The organism is Microbacterium ureisolvens, from assembly GCF_015278315.1.
Lineage (GTDB): Bacteria > Actinomycetota > Actinomycetes > Actinomycetales > Microbacteriaceae > Microbacterium > Microbacterium ureisolvens.
On the sequence record NZ_JADIJE010000002.1, the window covers coordinates 84,434 to 99,283 of the forward strand.

Below are 14,850 nucleotides of genomic sequence, written 5' to 3' on the forward strand. Positions count from 1 at the left end.
GCGCTGGCAGACTGGGCACATGGTGACGCTGCTGCTCGACTCGACGCAGCTCGAGGTCGTGCTGTCGCTGTCGGAGCGAGCGCTGTCATTCCGCAAGGGGAATGTCGTCATCGAGCGCTCGGCGATCACGAAGGTGCAGCTCACCGACGACGCGTGGACCTGGCTCCGCGGCATCCCCAGCCCCGGCACGCTCGTGCGCGGAGTGATCGCGATGGGCACCTGGCGTTCCGCGGGCGGCGACGACTTCGCGCTGGTCCGCCGGCGACGGCCGAGCGTCGTGATCGACCTCGACGGTCACCCCGAGTACCACCGCATCATCCTCACGACCCGCCACGGTCTCGCGCTCGTGCAGGCGCTGCGCGTCGAGGTCGCCGAGGAGGCGGTCGACGTGGTCGACATCGCCGCCGAGACCGGCACGATCCCGGTCGTTCCGGAGAAGAAGCTGCGCAAGCGCAAGACCCCTGCTCCGGCTCCGGCCCCCGCCACCTGACGGCGCCGGCCTGCCCCGGACCGGTCAGCTCACGTCGCGACGCCAGCTCGCCAGCTGCCCGAGCACGACGAAGACCACGGCGTAGCCGAGGAGCACGAGCCCGCCGACCCACCACTCGAGTTCGTCCGACGAGCCCTGCGGCATCGACGCCGAGAAGACGCTCGCCCCGACGAGCGCGTCGCTCGCCGCGCCCGGGAGAAAGCGCGTGACATCCGACAGGCCCTCGACGAACGCGGCGGCGGTGCGCCCGATCGGCTCGACGAACTGCGTGAACACCAGCACCCCCACGATGGCGGCCACCTGGTTGCGCACGAGCGCTCCGACCCCGACGCCGATGAGCGTCCACAGGACGTAGGCGAGCAGCATCCGTCCGAGCATCGCCCACGTGTCGGGCGACGTGAGCTCGGTCCCCAGGCCGAAGCCCGCGAGGAACGCCGCGGACGTGCCGACCGCGGCGATTATGCCGATGATCCCGAGGATGACGCCGATCAGGATGCCGACGGCGAGCTTCGCGGCGAGCACGCGCCCGCGGCGCGGCGTCGCGAGGAAGGTCGGGGTCAGGGTCTTGTGCCGGAACTCCGCCGTCACCATGAGCGTGCCGACGAGCAGCGGGAACACGTAGCCGACGGTCGTGGCTGTGCTGTACAGCGTCGCGGCGAGGCCCTCCTCGGGCAGCGGCGGCGCGTCGCCCGGCAGCGATCCGGTCGCCGCGGCCGCGAACACGAAGCCGAGCGCCGCGGCCGTGAACGCGACGTAGGCGAAGAGGACGATCGCGAGGATCCACCAGATGCTCGTCGAGAACAGCTTCGTGGTCTCGGCCCGTGTCGCCGCGGTGAGGCTCATCGGTCGCCTCCTTCGTCGTCGCGGGATTCGGGGGAGTCGGCGGCGGTGACGTCCGCCAGGACGGCCGGGTCGTCGTCGGCGACGGATGCCTCGTCCGCGGGCGTGCCGCCGGCTTCCGGTGTGCCCGGGCCGTCGTGGGCGTCGTCGCCGGGATCGGCCTCGGGCGGCACCCATGCCTCGGGCTGCGCCTCGGGAGCGGGGTCTGCGTCCGACGCAGTGCCGGGGTCGGAGTCGGTGTCGGGGGCGCTGTCGGGTGCGGAGTCGCGGTCGGTGTTGGGCTCGGAGTCGGTGGCAGCGCCGGGGCCGGGTGCGGTGTCGGGGGCGCTGTGGGCGTCGGGCTCGGTGTCGGGGGCGCTGTCGCCGTCGGGCTCGGTCTCGGGGGCGGTGCCGGCGCCGACGTTCGCGGTGTGGTCGAAGGCGGCGAAGAAGGCGTCGGCCTCGCGGTCGGACTCCGTCTTCTCGTAATGCTCCCAGGGACGATCGTCGTCCGCGTCGACCGGCTCCGGCGTCGAGAGCTCATCGTCGATCTCGCCGATGGCATCGACGTCCGGGTCGGAATCCTCGGGCGCCCACGGGTCGAAGGCGGCGGCGGGCTGTGGCACGACGTCGATCACTCCGGTGCTCGCCACCGCCCAGGTGGGGGAGGAGGGCGCACCGGACTCGTCCGCGTCCGGCGAGGCCTCGGCGTCGTGATCGGAAGGGGGTTCGGATGCCGTCGGCTCGACGGACCCGGAATCCGCCGGCGCGTCCGGCTGTGAGTCGGATTGCGGCCCTGCGACGGCACCGTGGGTCGCGGCAGGATCGGGGGTGTCAGGCCCGGCGGGTTCGGCATCCGCCGCCGCGTCCGGCTCGGAGACGGGCTCCGACTGGTCGACATCGTCGGCAGCTGCGGCCGGCACAGCGGCCCCGGACTCCGCGGGTGCGGCCACAGGCGCAGTCGGCGCGGTGGGCTCGGCATCCGCCGCGGCTACCTGCTCCGCGGCTACAGGCTCTGCGGCTACAGGCTCCTCGGCCACAGGCTCCGCGGCCAGAGGCTCCGCCGACACAGCGAGTACGGGTTCGGACTCAGCGGATTCCGCCGCTCCCGGCTCGGCCACGTCGGAGCGGCGGATGTCTTCGTCCGCCCGCCTCTCGTCCGCCCAGGCGGCACCGGCAGCGGCTGCCAGCGATGCCGCAGCGCCGGGCGCTCCGGTCGCCTCGGCGTCGAGTGCGGCGGCGCTGAGCGCCGACTCCTCGGCCTCCTCGGCCTCCGCGTCCTCGTCCGTCGGCGCCTCGACGTCTGCTCCGGCGCCCGCCGCAACCGCAGCGCCCGCTGCGACGCCCGCCGCGCCGCCGGCCACCGCTGCCGCCGAGGCATCCGACTCGGCCGGGGCTGCGGCATCCGTCGCTCCGACCGGCGACAGCGCGCCCACACCGGCGCTCGCGTGCACCCGGGTGCCGTTCACCAGGTCGAGGAAGACCTCCTCGAGCGCGGGGCCCCGCCGGTGCAGCGACGACAGCGCGACTCCGGCCGCCGCCGCGGCGGCGCCGACGGTCGTCGGGTCCACGCCGCGCACGGTGAGCCCCGAGCGGAGCACCTCGAAGGGCACCCCGGCCGCCTGCAGCGCCGCCGTCAGCGCGGCGCGGTCGGGGGCGTCGACCACGGTGGCCGACTCGTCGGAGTCGGTGAGCTCGTCGACCTCGCCCTGGAACACCAGCCGCCCGCGCGAGATGATCAGCAGCGCGTCGACGGTCTGCTGCACCTCGGCCAGCAGGTGCGACGACACCAGCACCGTGCGCCCCTCGGCGGCGAGCTGGCGGAGGAAGCCGCGCATCCACCGGATGCCCTCGGGATCGAGGCCGTTCGACGGCTCATCGAGCACGAGCACGCCCGGATCGCCGATCAGGGCATACGCGAGGCCGAGCCGCTGGCGCATGCCGAGCGAGAAGCCGCCGACCTTGCGGCCCGCGGCATCAGTCAGCCCCACGAGATCGAGCACCTCGCCGACGCGCGCCTTCGAGATGCCCGCCGCCTGCGCGTAGATCGTGAGATGGGCGGCGGCGGTGCGGCCGGGATGGAAGCTGGATGCCTCGAGCACGGCGCCCACGGTCTGCAGCGGGCTGTCGAGCTCGGCGTAGCGCCGGCCGCCGATCGTGGCGGTCCCCTCGGTCGCGCGGACCAGCCCGAGCAGGATCCGCAGCGTCGTCGTCTTGCCGGCGCCGTTCGGCCCGAGGAATCCGGTCACCCTCCCCGGTTCGACGCGGGCTGAAAGCCCTGAGACCGCCGTGACGGCGCCGAAGCGCTTGGTGACACCTGAGAACTCCAGCGACTGGCCGTGGGGCATGCCGAACCCTCTCGTAGGTCGTGAGCTGACACCCCGCGGGGGCTATGGGACGGGGCCGCTTCGTTGCGGAACTGAGTCCCATCCTGGCGGAAATCCCGGTCCAGCGTGGGAGAACTTCGCTCGCCCGGTAACGTTGCGCTCGTGACCGACCTCGCCGAGCCCACCGCCGAGCCCGCCGCAGAGCCAGCTGCCGAGCCCACCGTCCTCGCCCGCACAGGCGGCGGCCTCGGACGCCTCACGCTCAACCGCCCGCGGGCGATCAATGCGCTCGATCTCGGCATGATCCACCTGCTGCACGAGGCGCTGGATTCGTGGGAGCAGGACACCGAGGTCGACGTGGTGCTCCTCGACGGGGCAGGCCAGCGCGGGCTGTGCGCGGGCGGCGATGTCCGCGGGCTCGCCGAGCGGGTGACGGGCGGCAAGGCCGACGAGTCGGCGCTGTTCTTCCGCGACGAGTACGCGCTCAACGCCCGCATCGCCGAGTACCCGAAGCCGTTCGTCGCGCTCGCCGACGGCATCACGATGGGCGGCGGCATCGGCCTGGCCGGACACGCCGCCATCCGCATCGTCACCGAGCGCTCGCAGCTGGCGATGCCCGAGACGCGCATCGGCTTCACGCCCGACGTCGGCGGCACATGGCTGCTGGCGCACGCTCCCGGCCGTCTCGGCGAATACCTCGGGCTCACGGGCGCGGTCATGGATGCCTCCGATGCGATCTACGCCGGCTTCGCCGATCACTTCGTGCCCCACGACCGCCTCGACGCCGTCCGCGACGCGCTCGAGACGCGCGCCGATCCGTCGACGCCGACCGAGCTGGTGCTGCTGTTCGACGAGACCCCGGCGCCGGCGGGGCTCGAGCGCGCCCGGCCGTGGATCGACGACGCGTTCGCAGCCGACACCGTGTCCGAGATCGTCGAGCGGCTTCGCGCGCGACCCGAGCTCGAGGCATCCGCCACCGCCGACCTCCTCGGCGAGCTCTCACCCACCGGCCTCGCCGTGACGCTCGCAGCCGTGCGCCGCGCGCGCGAGCTCCCGGACCTGCGTGCCGCGCTCGAGCAGGAGTACGGCCTCGTCATGTGGTTCGCGACCACCCAGCCCGACCTCGCCGAGGGCATCCGCGCGCAGGTGATCGACAAGGACCGCACCCCGCGCTGGCAGCCGGCGACGCTCGCCGACCTGCCGCCGGATGTCGCGGCATCCGCCCTCGCCCACCGGCCCCACGTCCCCCTCTGGGACTGACACCGCACCGCACGGGGACGCGACGATGAGCAGCCGGCGACGCAGCTACTCGATCGGCGTCGCGATCGACTGGTTCTTCTTCGTCTTCGCCGGCGCGGCGGCGCTGTGGCTCGCCTACCTCAGCCTCACCGAGACCTTCCACGTGGGGTGGTGGGGCATCCCGTTCTTCCTCGCGTTCTGGGTGCTGCTGGCCTACCTCGTGCTGCCGCGGCTGCACCGGATCCTCACGACCATCTACGTGCCGGACTACTTCATCGGGCGGACCAGGACGAGCGACGGGCTGCTCGGCGACCCGGTCAACCTCGCGTTCCTCGGGACCGGGGAGCAGATCCAGACGGCCATAGAGGAGGCGGGCTGGACGCCGGCCGACCCCGTCACCCTCGGCTCGTCGTGGCGCATCGTGACCTCGACGCTGACGCGGCGCAGCTACGACGAGGCCCCGGTGAGCCCGCTGTTCCTCTTCGGCCGTCAGCAGGACTTCGCGTACCAGCAGGAGGTCGACGGCAACCCCGCGCAGCGTCATCACGTGAGGTTCTGGCGGTGTCCCGACGACTGGCTCCTTCCGGGCGGCCGCCGCGTCGACTGGCTCGCCGCCGGCACGTTCGACACGAGCGTCGGCCTGTCGCTGTTCACGCTCCAGGTCACCCACCGCATCGACGCCGACACCGACGTCGAGCGCGACCACATCGTCCAGACCGTGACGGATGCCGACCCCCGCGTGGTCGTGGACGTCATCGCCGACTTCGCCACCGGCTATCACGCGCGCAACGGCGGCGGCGACAGCATCCGCACCGACGGCGACCTGCCGATCGTCGACGTGCGGGGCGTCGAGCCGCGGGTGGCCGAGGCGGGGGAGGTGACCGCGTGAGCGTGGCCCGCGAGCCCCAGAAGAGGCCCGAGCAGCCGGCACCGCAGAAGCGACCGGCCTACGAGCCGCCGGCGCGGCTGCTGCGGCCGACCGTCTACGACCCGCACATGCGCCGCCCCACCACGACCGTGGCCGGGGTGTGCCTCATCCTGCTGCGCGTGCTGGCGGGCGTGGTGGTGCTCGTGGGCATCGCCGCCGGATGGGAGGACCTGCTGGCCGACCCCGACTCGGTGCTCGAAGGCTTCGACCCTTCGCCCGAGGGCGCGCAGGCCGCGCTGTGGGTCGTGCTCGCCGCGGGCGCAGCGGTGCTGCTCGCCGATCTGCTGCTGGCGGTCTTCGTCTTCCTCGGGCACAACTGGGCGCGCGTGATCGTGATGCTCATCGCGCTCGGCTCCATCAGCACGTCGTTCGTCGCGTGGTGGGCGCAGGGGCAGGAGATCCAGATCGACACCACCTACGTGTCGCTGAGCCTCGACATCCTGCTGCTGCTGGCGCTGTCCAGCCGCAGCGCGGCGGCCTACGCCCGCCGCAACGAACGGCGCTGACAGCCGGCCCCTCGCCACGTGTCGTAACCTGACTCTCGCCGCGACCGCGGCATGACCGCTCGGGAGGGTGCGTGTTCGACAGTCCGCTCTCGGCGTCGGCCTACGAGGTGCTCGCCGTCGACCCCGGCGTCGACGACGAGACCCTCCGCAAGGCCTACCGCCTGCGGCTGCGGCAGACGCACCCCGACACCGGCGGTGACGCCGCGGTGTTCATCCAGGTGCAGCGCGCGTGGGAGCTCGTCGGCACCCCCGACGCCCGTGCTGCGTACGACCGCGGGCACGGCTTCGGCGAGGCGGCAGCTCCGGAGTGGTCGGGCTGGCGCCCGCCGGCGGCCCGCACCGACACGCGCCCTCGTGCGCGCTCCTACGGTCACCCGGGCGGCTGGCGCCGCGAGCGCTATCTCACGCTGATCCGCGAGTGGGCAGGCCGCGGCGTGACGCTCGATGACCCCTACGACCCCGCCCTGGTCCGCTCGGCCCCTGTGGCGCTGCGGCGGCTCCTGGCGGACGCGCTCGCCGAGGAGGCGACCGCCCGCGTCGTCGCCGACCTCGGCATGGGCTACACCGTGTGGCACGACGTCGACGCGTCCGGCAGGGGCGTCGACCCCGATGCGAAGATCGATCACATCGTGCTGGGCCCCAGCGGGCTGTACGCGATCCTGTCCGAGGACTTCGGCGGCCCCGTGCGGCTGCGCCGCGGCGAGTTCGTGGGCGACGGCGTGCCCGGTGCGCCGATCGCCGAGCTGCTCGCGCGGATGCGGGTCATCGCCCGCGCGGCGGGGGTCCGCTTCAGCGGCGCGATCGTCGTGCTCCCCGACGAGGACGTGGTCACCCCCATCGACGAGATCGGCAAGGTGCGGGGTGTGCGGGTCGCCATCGTCTCGCGCAGCGCCCTCGCGACGGTGCTGCGCCGCGGCATCACCGGTGCGCGCGACGTCGGCGGCAACGAGGTCTTCGACTACCGCACGCGCCTGCAGCAGACCGTCCGCTTCGCCTGACCCGCGCGCGGCGTCGGGTCGCACTCGGGGCCAGCGGCGCCCGCGCGCGGCCGGGGGTCAGGCGTCGCGGGCCTGGCGCAGCCAGCGCTCGATGCCGGCGATGTGCACCTGGGCGGTCGCGGTGGCCAGCTCGACGTCGTGGTCGGCGATCGCCTCGAGGATCGCCCGGTGCTCCGCGAGCGTGCGCTCGACGGCGCCGGCCTGCGTGAGCCCGCGCCACACGCGTGCGCGGACGGTCTGGCTGGTGAGGCTCTCGAGCAGGCTCGCGAGGTAGTCGTTGCCGGCGAGCCGCGCGATCGCGCCGTGGAAGCGCACGTCGTGCTCGACCAGCGTCTCGGGATCGGTGTCGGCGGCGACACCGCGGATCTCGGCATCCAATCCCGCCACGTCGTCGTCGTCGGCACGCTGCGCCGCCAGCCCCGTCGCGTGCGACTCGAGCACACGCCGCACGGCGAAGATCTCGAGGAGGGAGTCGTCGTCGTGCAGGTCGATCACGAACGAGATCGCCTCGAGCAGCAGCTTGGGCTCGAGGCTGGTCACGTAGGTGCCGTCGCCGCGCCGCACATCGAGCACGCGGATGACCTCGAGCGCCTTCACGGCCTCGCGCATCGAGCTGCGCGACAGGCCGAGCCGCTCGGCGAGATCCTTCTCCGGCGGCAGGCGGGAGCCGGGGGTCAGGTCGCCGCGCACGATCATGTCCTTGATCTTCTCGATCGCTTCGTCGGTGACGGCCACGAGCCCATCCTAGACATCGGATGTCCACAGAAACGGATGCCGCCACCGCCGCCCGCCGCGCCACAATGGTGGCATGCGAGTCGTGGACGCACACCTCCATCTGTGGGACACCGACGTCTTGACGTACGACTGGCTCGACGGGCCGCTGCTCCGATCTTTCGGCCCTGACGAGTTGGACGTCGCGCTGCAGGACGCACCCGACGACGACTGCGGCTTCGTCTTCGTGCAGGCCGAGTGCGCACCCGAGCAAGCCGTCGCCGAGGTCGACTGGGTCTCGTCGCTCGCGGACCGCGTGCCGCTGCGCGGCATCGTGGCCCGTGCTCCGCTCGAGGATCCCGCCGCGACCGACCGGCATCTGGCCGCTTTCGCCGAGAGGCCCCTCGTCGTCGGCGTGCGCCGGCTGCTGCAGTCCGAGCCCGAGGGCTTCTGCGTGCGGCCGGGATTCCTCCGCTCCGCGGAGGCCGTCGCGTCAGCCGGGCTGTCCTTCGACGCGTGCGTGCGGTGGACGCAGCTCCCCGACGTCGTGGCGTTCGCCGACGCGCTGCCCGACCTCGCCATCGTGCTCGATCACCTGGGCAAGCCCGAGCTGGGGTCGCCGCAGGCCGCCGATCCCGCCGACGGCACGCCGTGGGCGGAATCGCTGCGGGATCTCGCCCGGCGCCCCAACGTCACGTGCAAGGTCTCGGGCCTGCCGGCGGAGTCGGCGGGCGAGTGGACCGACGCCCAGGTGCGGCCGTTCCTCGACATCGCCCTGGACGCGTTCGGGCCGGACCGTCTGCTGTTCGGCAGCGACTGGCCGGTGTCGGGCCCGTTCGGGCGCTGGATCGACACCGTGACCTCGTGGCTCGACGACCGCGTCGGCACTCGCGGCCACCACGCCGTGCTCCGCGAGAACGCCGAGCGCGTCTATCGTCTTCGCTGAGCAGGGCAGGGTGCCCGAAAACCTGGCCGGTCGGCGCGGCACGCCGGGAGGAGGCATCCGTTCGCGGCGCGTCGGGTCACCGACCAGGGATTCGGCGCGCGCAGGCGATCATGAGCCGGCGGGGCGGAGGCGCAGCGCCGACATGCCCCCGTCGACCTCGATGTACGTGCCGGTCGTCGAGCCCGACGCCGGGCTCACGAGGTAGAGCACGGCGCCGGCGACCTCGTCGGCCGACACCAGGCGCCCGTGGGGCTGGCGCGCCTCGAGCGCGGCGCGCTCGGCCTCGGGATCGGCGGCGCTCGACAGCAGGCGCCCGACCCACGGGGTGTCTGCGGTGCCGGGGTTGACCGCGTTGACGCGGATGCCCTCGCGCAGGTGGTCGGCGGCCATGGCCCTGGTCAGCGACAGCACGGCACCCTTCGACGCGCTGTAGAGGGCGCGCTGCGGCAGGCCGGCGGTGGCGGCGATCGACGACGTGTTGCAGATGGCCGCAGCCGGCGAGCGCCGCAGCCACGGCAGCGCCGCCGCGGTGACGCGCGCGATGCCAGTCACGTTGATCGACAGCACGCGCGCCCACTCGTCGTCGTCGTTCGCGGCGACGTCGCCCTGCGCGCCGATGCCGGCGTTGTTGACGAGGATGTCGATGCGACCGAAGCGCTCGCCGACCTGGGCGATCGCCCGGTCGACCCCGGCGCGGTCGGACACGTCGGCGGTGAACGCGGCGAACCGCGGGTCCGCGCCCGACGGGTCGAGGTCGAGCACCGCGACCTGCGCGCCCTGTTCGGCCAGGGCATCCGCGATCGCCGCGCCGATGCCCGACGCGCCGCCGGTCACGACGGCGACGAGGCCCTCGAGCGACTGTCCGCTCACTCCGCCCATGCCACGAACTCCTGACGCTGGGCGCCGAGACCTTCGATCTCGATGTCGACGACGTCTCCGGGGGCGAGGTAGGGGAAGCGCCCCGACAGCGCGACGCCCTGCGGGGTGCCGGTCAGCACCAGATCGCCCGGCTCGAGCGTCAGGAACTGCGACAGGTGCCACACGATGTGGTCGACGGGGAAGATCATGTCGGCCGTCGAGGAGTCCTGGCGCGGCTCGCCGTTCACGCGGCTCTGCAGCCGCAGCGCCTGCGGGTCGACCTCGTCGGGCGTCACGAGCCACGGTCCGGTCGGGTTGAAGCCTGGTGCGCACTTGCCCTTGGACCACTGTCCGCCCGACACCTCGAGCTGGAACGTGCGCTCCGAGACGTCGTTGGCGGTGACGAAGCCCGCGATGTGCGCGGCCGCGTCGGCGGGCGAGTCGAGGTAGGCGGCCCGGTGCCCGATCACGATGCCGAGCTCGACCTCCCAGTCGGTCTTCTCGCTGCCGCGCGGGATCGTCACCGCATCGTTCGGGCCGACCACGGTGTTGGGCGTCTTGAGGAACATCACCGGAACGCTCGGCGGCTGCGCGCCGGATTCGGCGGCGTGCGCGGCGTAGTTCATGCCGATGCACACGACGGCGCTCGGGCGGGCGATCGGAGCGCCGATCCGCAGGCCATCGGCGCCTTCCAGCTCGGGCAGCTGCCCGGCGGCGACGGCGGCGGTCGTGCGGCCGACCGGGTCGTCGGCGAGGAACCCGCCGTCGACATCGGATGTGAGCGGGCGCAGATCGAGAAAGCGGTCGCCGTCGAGGACGACGGGGATCTCGCTTCCGGACTCGCCGAGGCGCGCGAACTTCATGGCTCTCCTGGATTCTCGGTGCGGGCCGGCGACGGCGCCGGTCGTTCCGCGGGCGTGATTGACAGTATAGACATCGGATGTTTAACTGCGTGTGCTTCGCCACCCGCACCCAACGCCGCAGGAGATCCGCAACCGTGAGCCGCATCGTCGCCTTCGAGACGACAGACATCCGATTCCCGACCTCGCTGAGCCTCGACGGCTCCGACGCGATGAACCCCGATCCCGACTATTCCGCCGCCTACCTGCGGATCGTCACCGACGCTCCGGCCCCTTCGTCGCTCGGCGCAAGCGCCGCTTCCGACGGCCTCTCGGGCCATGCCTTCGTCTTCACGATCGGCCGCGGCAACGACGTCCAGGTCGCGGCCCTCGACGCGCTCGCCGGTCATCTCGTCGGGCGTGAGCTGGAGCCCCTCCTCGACGACATGGGCGCCACCAACCGCGAGCTCATCGGCGACTCGCAGCTGCGCTGGCTCGGTCCCGAGAAGGGCGTCATGCACATGGCGATCGGCGCCGTCGTGAACGCGCTGTGGGACATCAAGGCCAAGCGCGCCGGGCTCCCGCTGTGGCAGCTGCTCTCGCGCCTGACCTCCGAGGAGATCGTCGATCTCGTCGACTTCCGCTACCTCGGCAACGCCCTCACCCGCGAGGAGGCGCTCCACATCCTCCGCGCGGCGGAGCCCGGCCGCGCGCAGCGCGAGACGGAGCTCCTCGCAACCGGCTACCCCGCTTACACGACGAGCCCCGGCTGGCTCGGCTACTCCGACGAGAAGCTCGCACGGCTGTGCCGCGAGGCGATCGCCGACGGCTTCGGCCAGATCAAGCTGAAGGTCGGCGCCGACTTGCAGGACGACATCCGCCGTCTGCGCATCGCGCGTGAGGTGTGCGGCGACGGGTTCCCCATCGCGATCGACGCGAACCAGCGCTGGGAGGTGCCGGAGGCGATCGCGTGGGTGAACGCGCTGGCCGAGTTCGAGCCGGCGTGGATCGAGGAGCCGACGAGCCCCGACGACGTCCTCGGGCACGCCGAGATCGCCCGCGGCGTGGCACCGGTGCGCGTGGCGACGGGGGAGCACGCGCAGAATCGCGTGATCTTCAAGCAGCTGCTGCAGGCGGGCGCCATCTCGGTGATGCAGATCGACGCCGTCAGGGTCGGCGGCGTCAACGAGAACATCGCCAACCTGCTGCTGGCGGCCAAGTTCGGCGTCCCGGTGTGCCCGCATGCCGGCGGGGTCGGCCTCTGCGAGGCGGTGCAGCACCTGTCGATGTTCGATTTCGTGGCCGTCGCCGGCACGCGCGAGGGCCGCATGATCGAGTACGTCGACCACCTGCACGAGCACTTCGTCGTGCCCACCGACGTCCGCGGCGGCGCCTACCACGCGCCGCTCGCACCGGGGGCGGGCATGGAGATGAAGCCCGAGAGCCGCGCGCAGTACGAGTACGGGACGACGGATGCCGCGGCCTGAGCCCCTCGCGCTCCCGCGTCTCGGGTACGGCGCCGCCAACGTCGGCAATCTCTTCCGCGAGCTCACCGACGACGAGGCTTGGGCGATCCTCGACGCGGCGTGGGAGAGCGGCATCCGTCACTACGACACCGCGCCGCACTACGGCCTCGGGCTGTCGGAGCGACGCCTGGGGGCGTTCCTTCGGACCAAACCGCGCGACGAGTACGTGATCTCGACGAAGGCCGGACGCCTGCTGCGACCGAACCCGGATCACGCCGGCGAGCTCGACCTCGCCGCCGACTTCCACGTGCCGGCGACCCTGCGACGGGAGTGGGACTTCTCGGAGCGAGGGATCCGCGCGAGCCTCGACGAGTCGCTCGAGCGCCTGGGCCTGGACCGCGTCGACCTGCTGTACCTCCACGATCCGGAGCGTCACGACCTCGACCTGGCGCTGAGCCAGGCCTTCCCCGCGCTCGAGCAGCTGCGGGCCGAGGGGGCGGTGCAGGCGATCGGCATCGGCTCGATGGCGACGGAGGCGCTCGCCGCGGCCGTCCACAGCGCCGACCTCGATCTGATCATGGTCGCGGGCCGCTACACGCTGCTCGAGCAGCCTGCCGCGGACGACGTGCTGCCCGAGTGCCGAGCGCAGGGCACGGGCGTGGTCGCCGCATCCGTCTTCAACTCGGGCCTGCTTGCGAAGGACGTGCCGGAGCGATCCGACAGGTACGAGTACGGACGGATGCCGGAGGCCCTGTGGGTGCGGCTGCAGCGGCTGGTCGCGGTGTGCCGCGCGCACGGGGTGCCGCTGCCGGCCGCCGCCGTGCAGTTCCCGCTGCGGGACGACACCGTGCGCTCGGTGGTCGTCGGCGGCAGCCGGCCCGACCAGCTGCGCCGCAACGCGGAACTCATGGAGATCAGCATCCCGGAGGCGCTGTGGGAGGAACTGGCCGCCGAGGGCCTCGTGCCTTGAGCCGCCTGCGTAAGGCGCGGGGCGTCAGCCGTTCAGGCCGAAGAGGTCGAGCGGATGCGTGAGTCGCCACCAGGGCGACGGATCGCTGACGTCGGTGGCGAGCCGCAGCTCGACGCTGGTGTCGTCGAGCGGCCCGGCGACGGTGAGCGAGCCGATCACGTCGCCGGCCTCGCGGCTCTCGCCGAGGTCGTACGTGGTGTCGACCGTTCCGCTGCCGCCGTTCCACAGGATCACGGAGGCGTCGCCGGCGGTGACGACCTCGACCTTGTCGCCCCACAGGGTCTCGACGAAGCCCGTCACCGTGCCCGCGGTCACCGACGGCTTGAGCTGGAGCTCCTGCTCGAGCTGCGCGTAGAGCGCGCGTGAGGCGGCCAGGCGGCTCTCATCGTCGGGCTGGCCGAGCACCGAGGCGTAGAGGCGCACCGTGGTGTCGCCGATGGCGACGTCCTTGGCCGACAGCAGGTTCCAGGCGTCGAGCGTGCCGGTCTTGATGCCCACCACCCCGGGGTCGGCCAGCAGCCCGTTGGTGTTCTCGACGTGGCCGGCGCCGGGCAGGTCGATCGACTGCTTCGCGACGATCTCGGCGATCACCGGATTCGCGAGCGCCTTCTGAGCGAGGGTCACCAGCGCCTCGTTGGTGGCGGTGTTGCGCGGGTCCATGCCCGTCGGCTCGTACACGGTGATCCCGGGCACGCCGTGTGTCGCGAGCCAGGCCGAGGCCGCGGCCGCGAACACGGCGTCGGACGGCCAGATGCTCTGCGCGAGGCGGTCGGCGTAGTTGTTCGCCGAGCCGATGAGGATGCCCTCGAGCATCTGATACTCGGTGAGCGTCCCGCCGACGGGTACGTCCAGCGCCGACTCGCCGCCTCGGCGGTACTGCCAGTAGCGGGAGTTGTCGGCCGAGGTGAACCGGTACTCGGGGCCCTGCTCGCCCGGGGCGAGTGGGAGCTCGTCCAGGACCACGAGCGCCGTGACGACCTTGGTGATGCTGGCGATCGAGTCGGGGTCGGCCGTCGATGCCAGCGTGCCGGGGATGCCTCCGACGGCCTCCGCCGCGCTGCCCTGGGCGGGCCATGCGGGAACGGCGGCCGGGGCCGCGATCGGCTGCACCTCCATCGCGGTGACGGTCGGCGCGACCGCGTGCAGCGGCCAGAGCAGTGTCGTGCCCGCGTAGCCGGCGAGCACGGCGGCGATCGCGAGCGTCGGCACGACGACGCCGGCGCGCAGCGGCGAGCGTCGCGGGGCGTCGGAGAGCAGATCGGCATCGACGGTCACGTAGGGGGTCGCGGCGGCCGACAGGTCGCCGGGAGCCGTGGGGCTGGCGACGGCGGTCTCGTCCACCCAGGCCAGAGCGGTGCGGCTGCCGGCGGCGGGGCGTTCGGCGGCGAGAGCGGCGGTCTCGGTGGGATCGACCGACTCGAAGGGATTCCACGTGGCGACGGGGGCGGTCGGCTCGGAGGCGAGGCCCGGCATGCCCGGTATGGTGTCCGGCGCCTGCTCGAACACGGGAACAGTGGGCGCTGCCGCGGCCGGAGCAGCTGCCAGCGGAACGGTCGCGATGCTGGACGGCACGGCCGCGACGTCCTCCGGGGCGGTGCTGGTGCCCGGGTGGCCCGACTCGGTGCCCGCGGTCGGGGCGGTCAGGATGCCCCGGGCGATCGCGGCGTCGTCGGGCGTCGTCGGGACGGCACCGGTCCGCGCCCGGCGCGCACGGCGCGTGGGCACAGGGGTGTCGTCCGAGGTCATCCCCCCA

At 73.0% G+C, this 14,850-nt stretch carries 14 protein-coding genes; 8 read left to right on the forward strand and 6 right to left on the reverse strand.

Features of this window, described 5'->3' with window-relative positions; all coding sequences use genetic code 11:
• Window positions 1-19 precede the first annotated feature (19 nt).
• Window positions 20-490: a hypothetical protein gene (locus IM767_RS02735; protein ID WP_109208933.1), complete on the forward strand. Its 471-nt coding sequence runs from the start codon at window positions 20-22 to the stop codon at window positions 488-490.
• Window positions 491-514: 24 nt separating this feature from the next.
• Here IM767_RS02735 and IM767_RS02740 read toward each other — a convergent pair whose 3' ends face one another.
• On the reverse strand, window positions 515-1,333 hold the full coding sequence (locus tag IM767_RS02740; RefSeq protein ID WP_109208934.1) for an ABC transporter permease subunit: 819 nt from the start codon (window positions 1,331-1,333) through the stop codon (window positions 515-517).
• Complete coding sequence (locus tag IM767_RS21125; protein WP_109208935.1) at window positions 1,330-3,657, reverse strand: ATP-binding cassette domain-containing protein; 2,328 nt, start codon at window positions 3,655-3,657, stop codon at window positions 1,330-1,332. Before IM767_RS21125 ends, IM767_RS02740 begins: the two co-directional genes overlap by 4 nt.
• Window positions 3,658-3,798: 141 nt before the next feature.
• Here IM767_RS21125 and IM767_RS02750 point away from each other — a divergent pair, with 141 nt between their 5' ends.
• The 4 genes from IM767_RS02750 to IM767_RS02765 all read left to right on the forward strand — a co-directional run bounded on the left by IM767_RS02750 (window position 3,799) and on the right by IM767_RS02765 (window position 7,307).
• Window positions 3,799-4,896, forward strand: coding sequence for an enoyl-CoA hydratase/isomerase family protein (locus IM767_RS02750; RefSeq protein ID WP_109208936.1), 1,098 nt, complete (start codon window positions 3,799-3,801; stop codon window positions 4,894-4,896).
• Between the two features lie 25 nt (window positions 4,897-4,921).
• Complete coding sequence (locus IM767_RS02755) at window positions 4,922-5,764, forward strand: LssY C-terminal domain-containing protein (RefSeq protein WP_109208937.1); 843 nt, start codon at window positions 4,922-4,924, stop codon at window positions 5,762-5,764.
• Entirely contained in the window at window positions 5,761-6,309 is a 549-nt protein-coding gene (locus IM767_RS02760; protein ID WP_109208938.1) for a hypothetical protein, read from the forward strand. The genes IM767_RS02755 and IM767_RS02760 overlap by 4 nt, the downstream gene beginning before the upstream one ends.
• A gap of 71 nt (window positions 6,310-6,380) precedes the next feature.
• Window positions 6,381-7,307: a J domain-containing protein gene (locus IM767_RS02765; protein WP_109208939.1), complete on the forward strand. Its 927-nt coding sequence runs from the start codon at window positions 6,381-6,383 to the stop codon at window positions 7,305-7,307.
• A gap of 57 nt (window positions 7,308-7,364) precedes the next feature.
• Here IM767_RS02765 and IM767_RS02770 read toward each other — a convergent pair whose 3' ends face one another.
• Window positions 7,365-8,042 carry a FadR/GntR family transcriptional regulator gene (locus IM767_RS02770; protein WP_109208940.1) on the reverse strand — a complete coding sequence of 226 codons (678 nt, stop codon included), beginning with the start codon at window positions 8,040-8,042 and terminating at the stop codon, window positions 7,365-7,367.
• Between the two features lie 73 nt (window positions 8,043-8,115).
• Here IM767_RS02770 and IM767_RS02775 point away from each other — a divergent pair, with 73 nt between their 5' ends.
• Entirely contained in the window at window positions 8,116-8,964 is an 849-nt protein-coding gene (locus tag IM767_RS02775; RefSeq protein WP_109208941.1) for an amidohydrolase family protein, read from the forward strand.
• A gap of 108 nt (window positions 8,965-9,072) precedes the next feature.
• On the opposite strand, the gene IM767_RS02780 is transcribed toward IM767_RS02775, so the two are convergent.
• Both IM767_RS02780 and IM767_RS02785 read right to left on the reverse strand, forming a co-directional pair.
• Window positions 9,073-9,843, reverse strand: a complete 771-nt coding sequence (locus IM767_RS02780; RefSeq protein ID WP_109208942.1) for an SDR family NAD(P)-dependent oxidoreductase — start codon at window positions 9,841-9,843, stop codon at window positions 9,073-9,075.
• Window positions 9,831-10,685, reverse strand: a complete 855-nt coding sequence (locus IM767_RS02785) for a fumarylacetoacetate hydrolase family protein (protein ID WP_109208943.1) — start codon at window positions 10,683-10,685, stop codon at window positions 9,831-9,833. The genes IM767_RS02780 and IM767_RS02785 overlap by 13 nt, the downstream gene beginning before the upstream one ends.
• 134 nt (window positions 10,686-10,819) lie before the next feature.
• On the opposite strand from IM767_RS02785, the gene IM767_RS02790 reads away from it, so the two are divergent.
• The gene (locus IM767_RS02790; protein ID WP_109208944.1) at window positions 10,820-12,148 is read left to right on the forward strand and encodes an enolase C-terminal domain-like protein; all 1,329 of its coding nucleotides are present in this window, start codon (window positions 10,820-10,822) and stop codon (window positions 12,146-12,148) included.
• Entirely contained in the window at window positions 12,135-13,097 is a 963-nt protein-coding gene (locus IM767_RS02795) for an aldo/keto reductase (RefSeq protein WP_109208945.1), read from the forward strand. Before IM767_RS02790 ends, IM767_RS02795 begins: the two co-directional genes overlap by 14 nt.
• 24 nt (window positions 13,098-13,121) lie before the next feature.
• Here IM767_RS02795 and IM767_RS02800 read toward each other — a convergent pair whose 3' ends face one another.
• Window positions 13,122-14,843, reverse strand: coding sequence for a D-alanyl-D-alanine carboxypeptidase family protein (locus tag IM767_RS02800; RefSeq protein WP_109208946.1), 1,722 nt, complete (start codon window positions 14,841-14,843; stop codon window positions 13,122-13,124).
• Window positions 14,844-14,850: the final 7 nt, after the last annotated feature.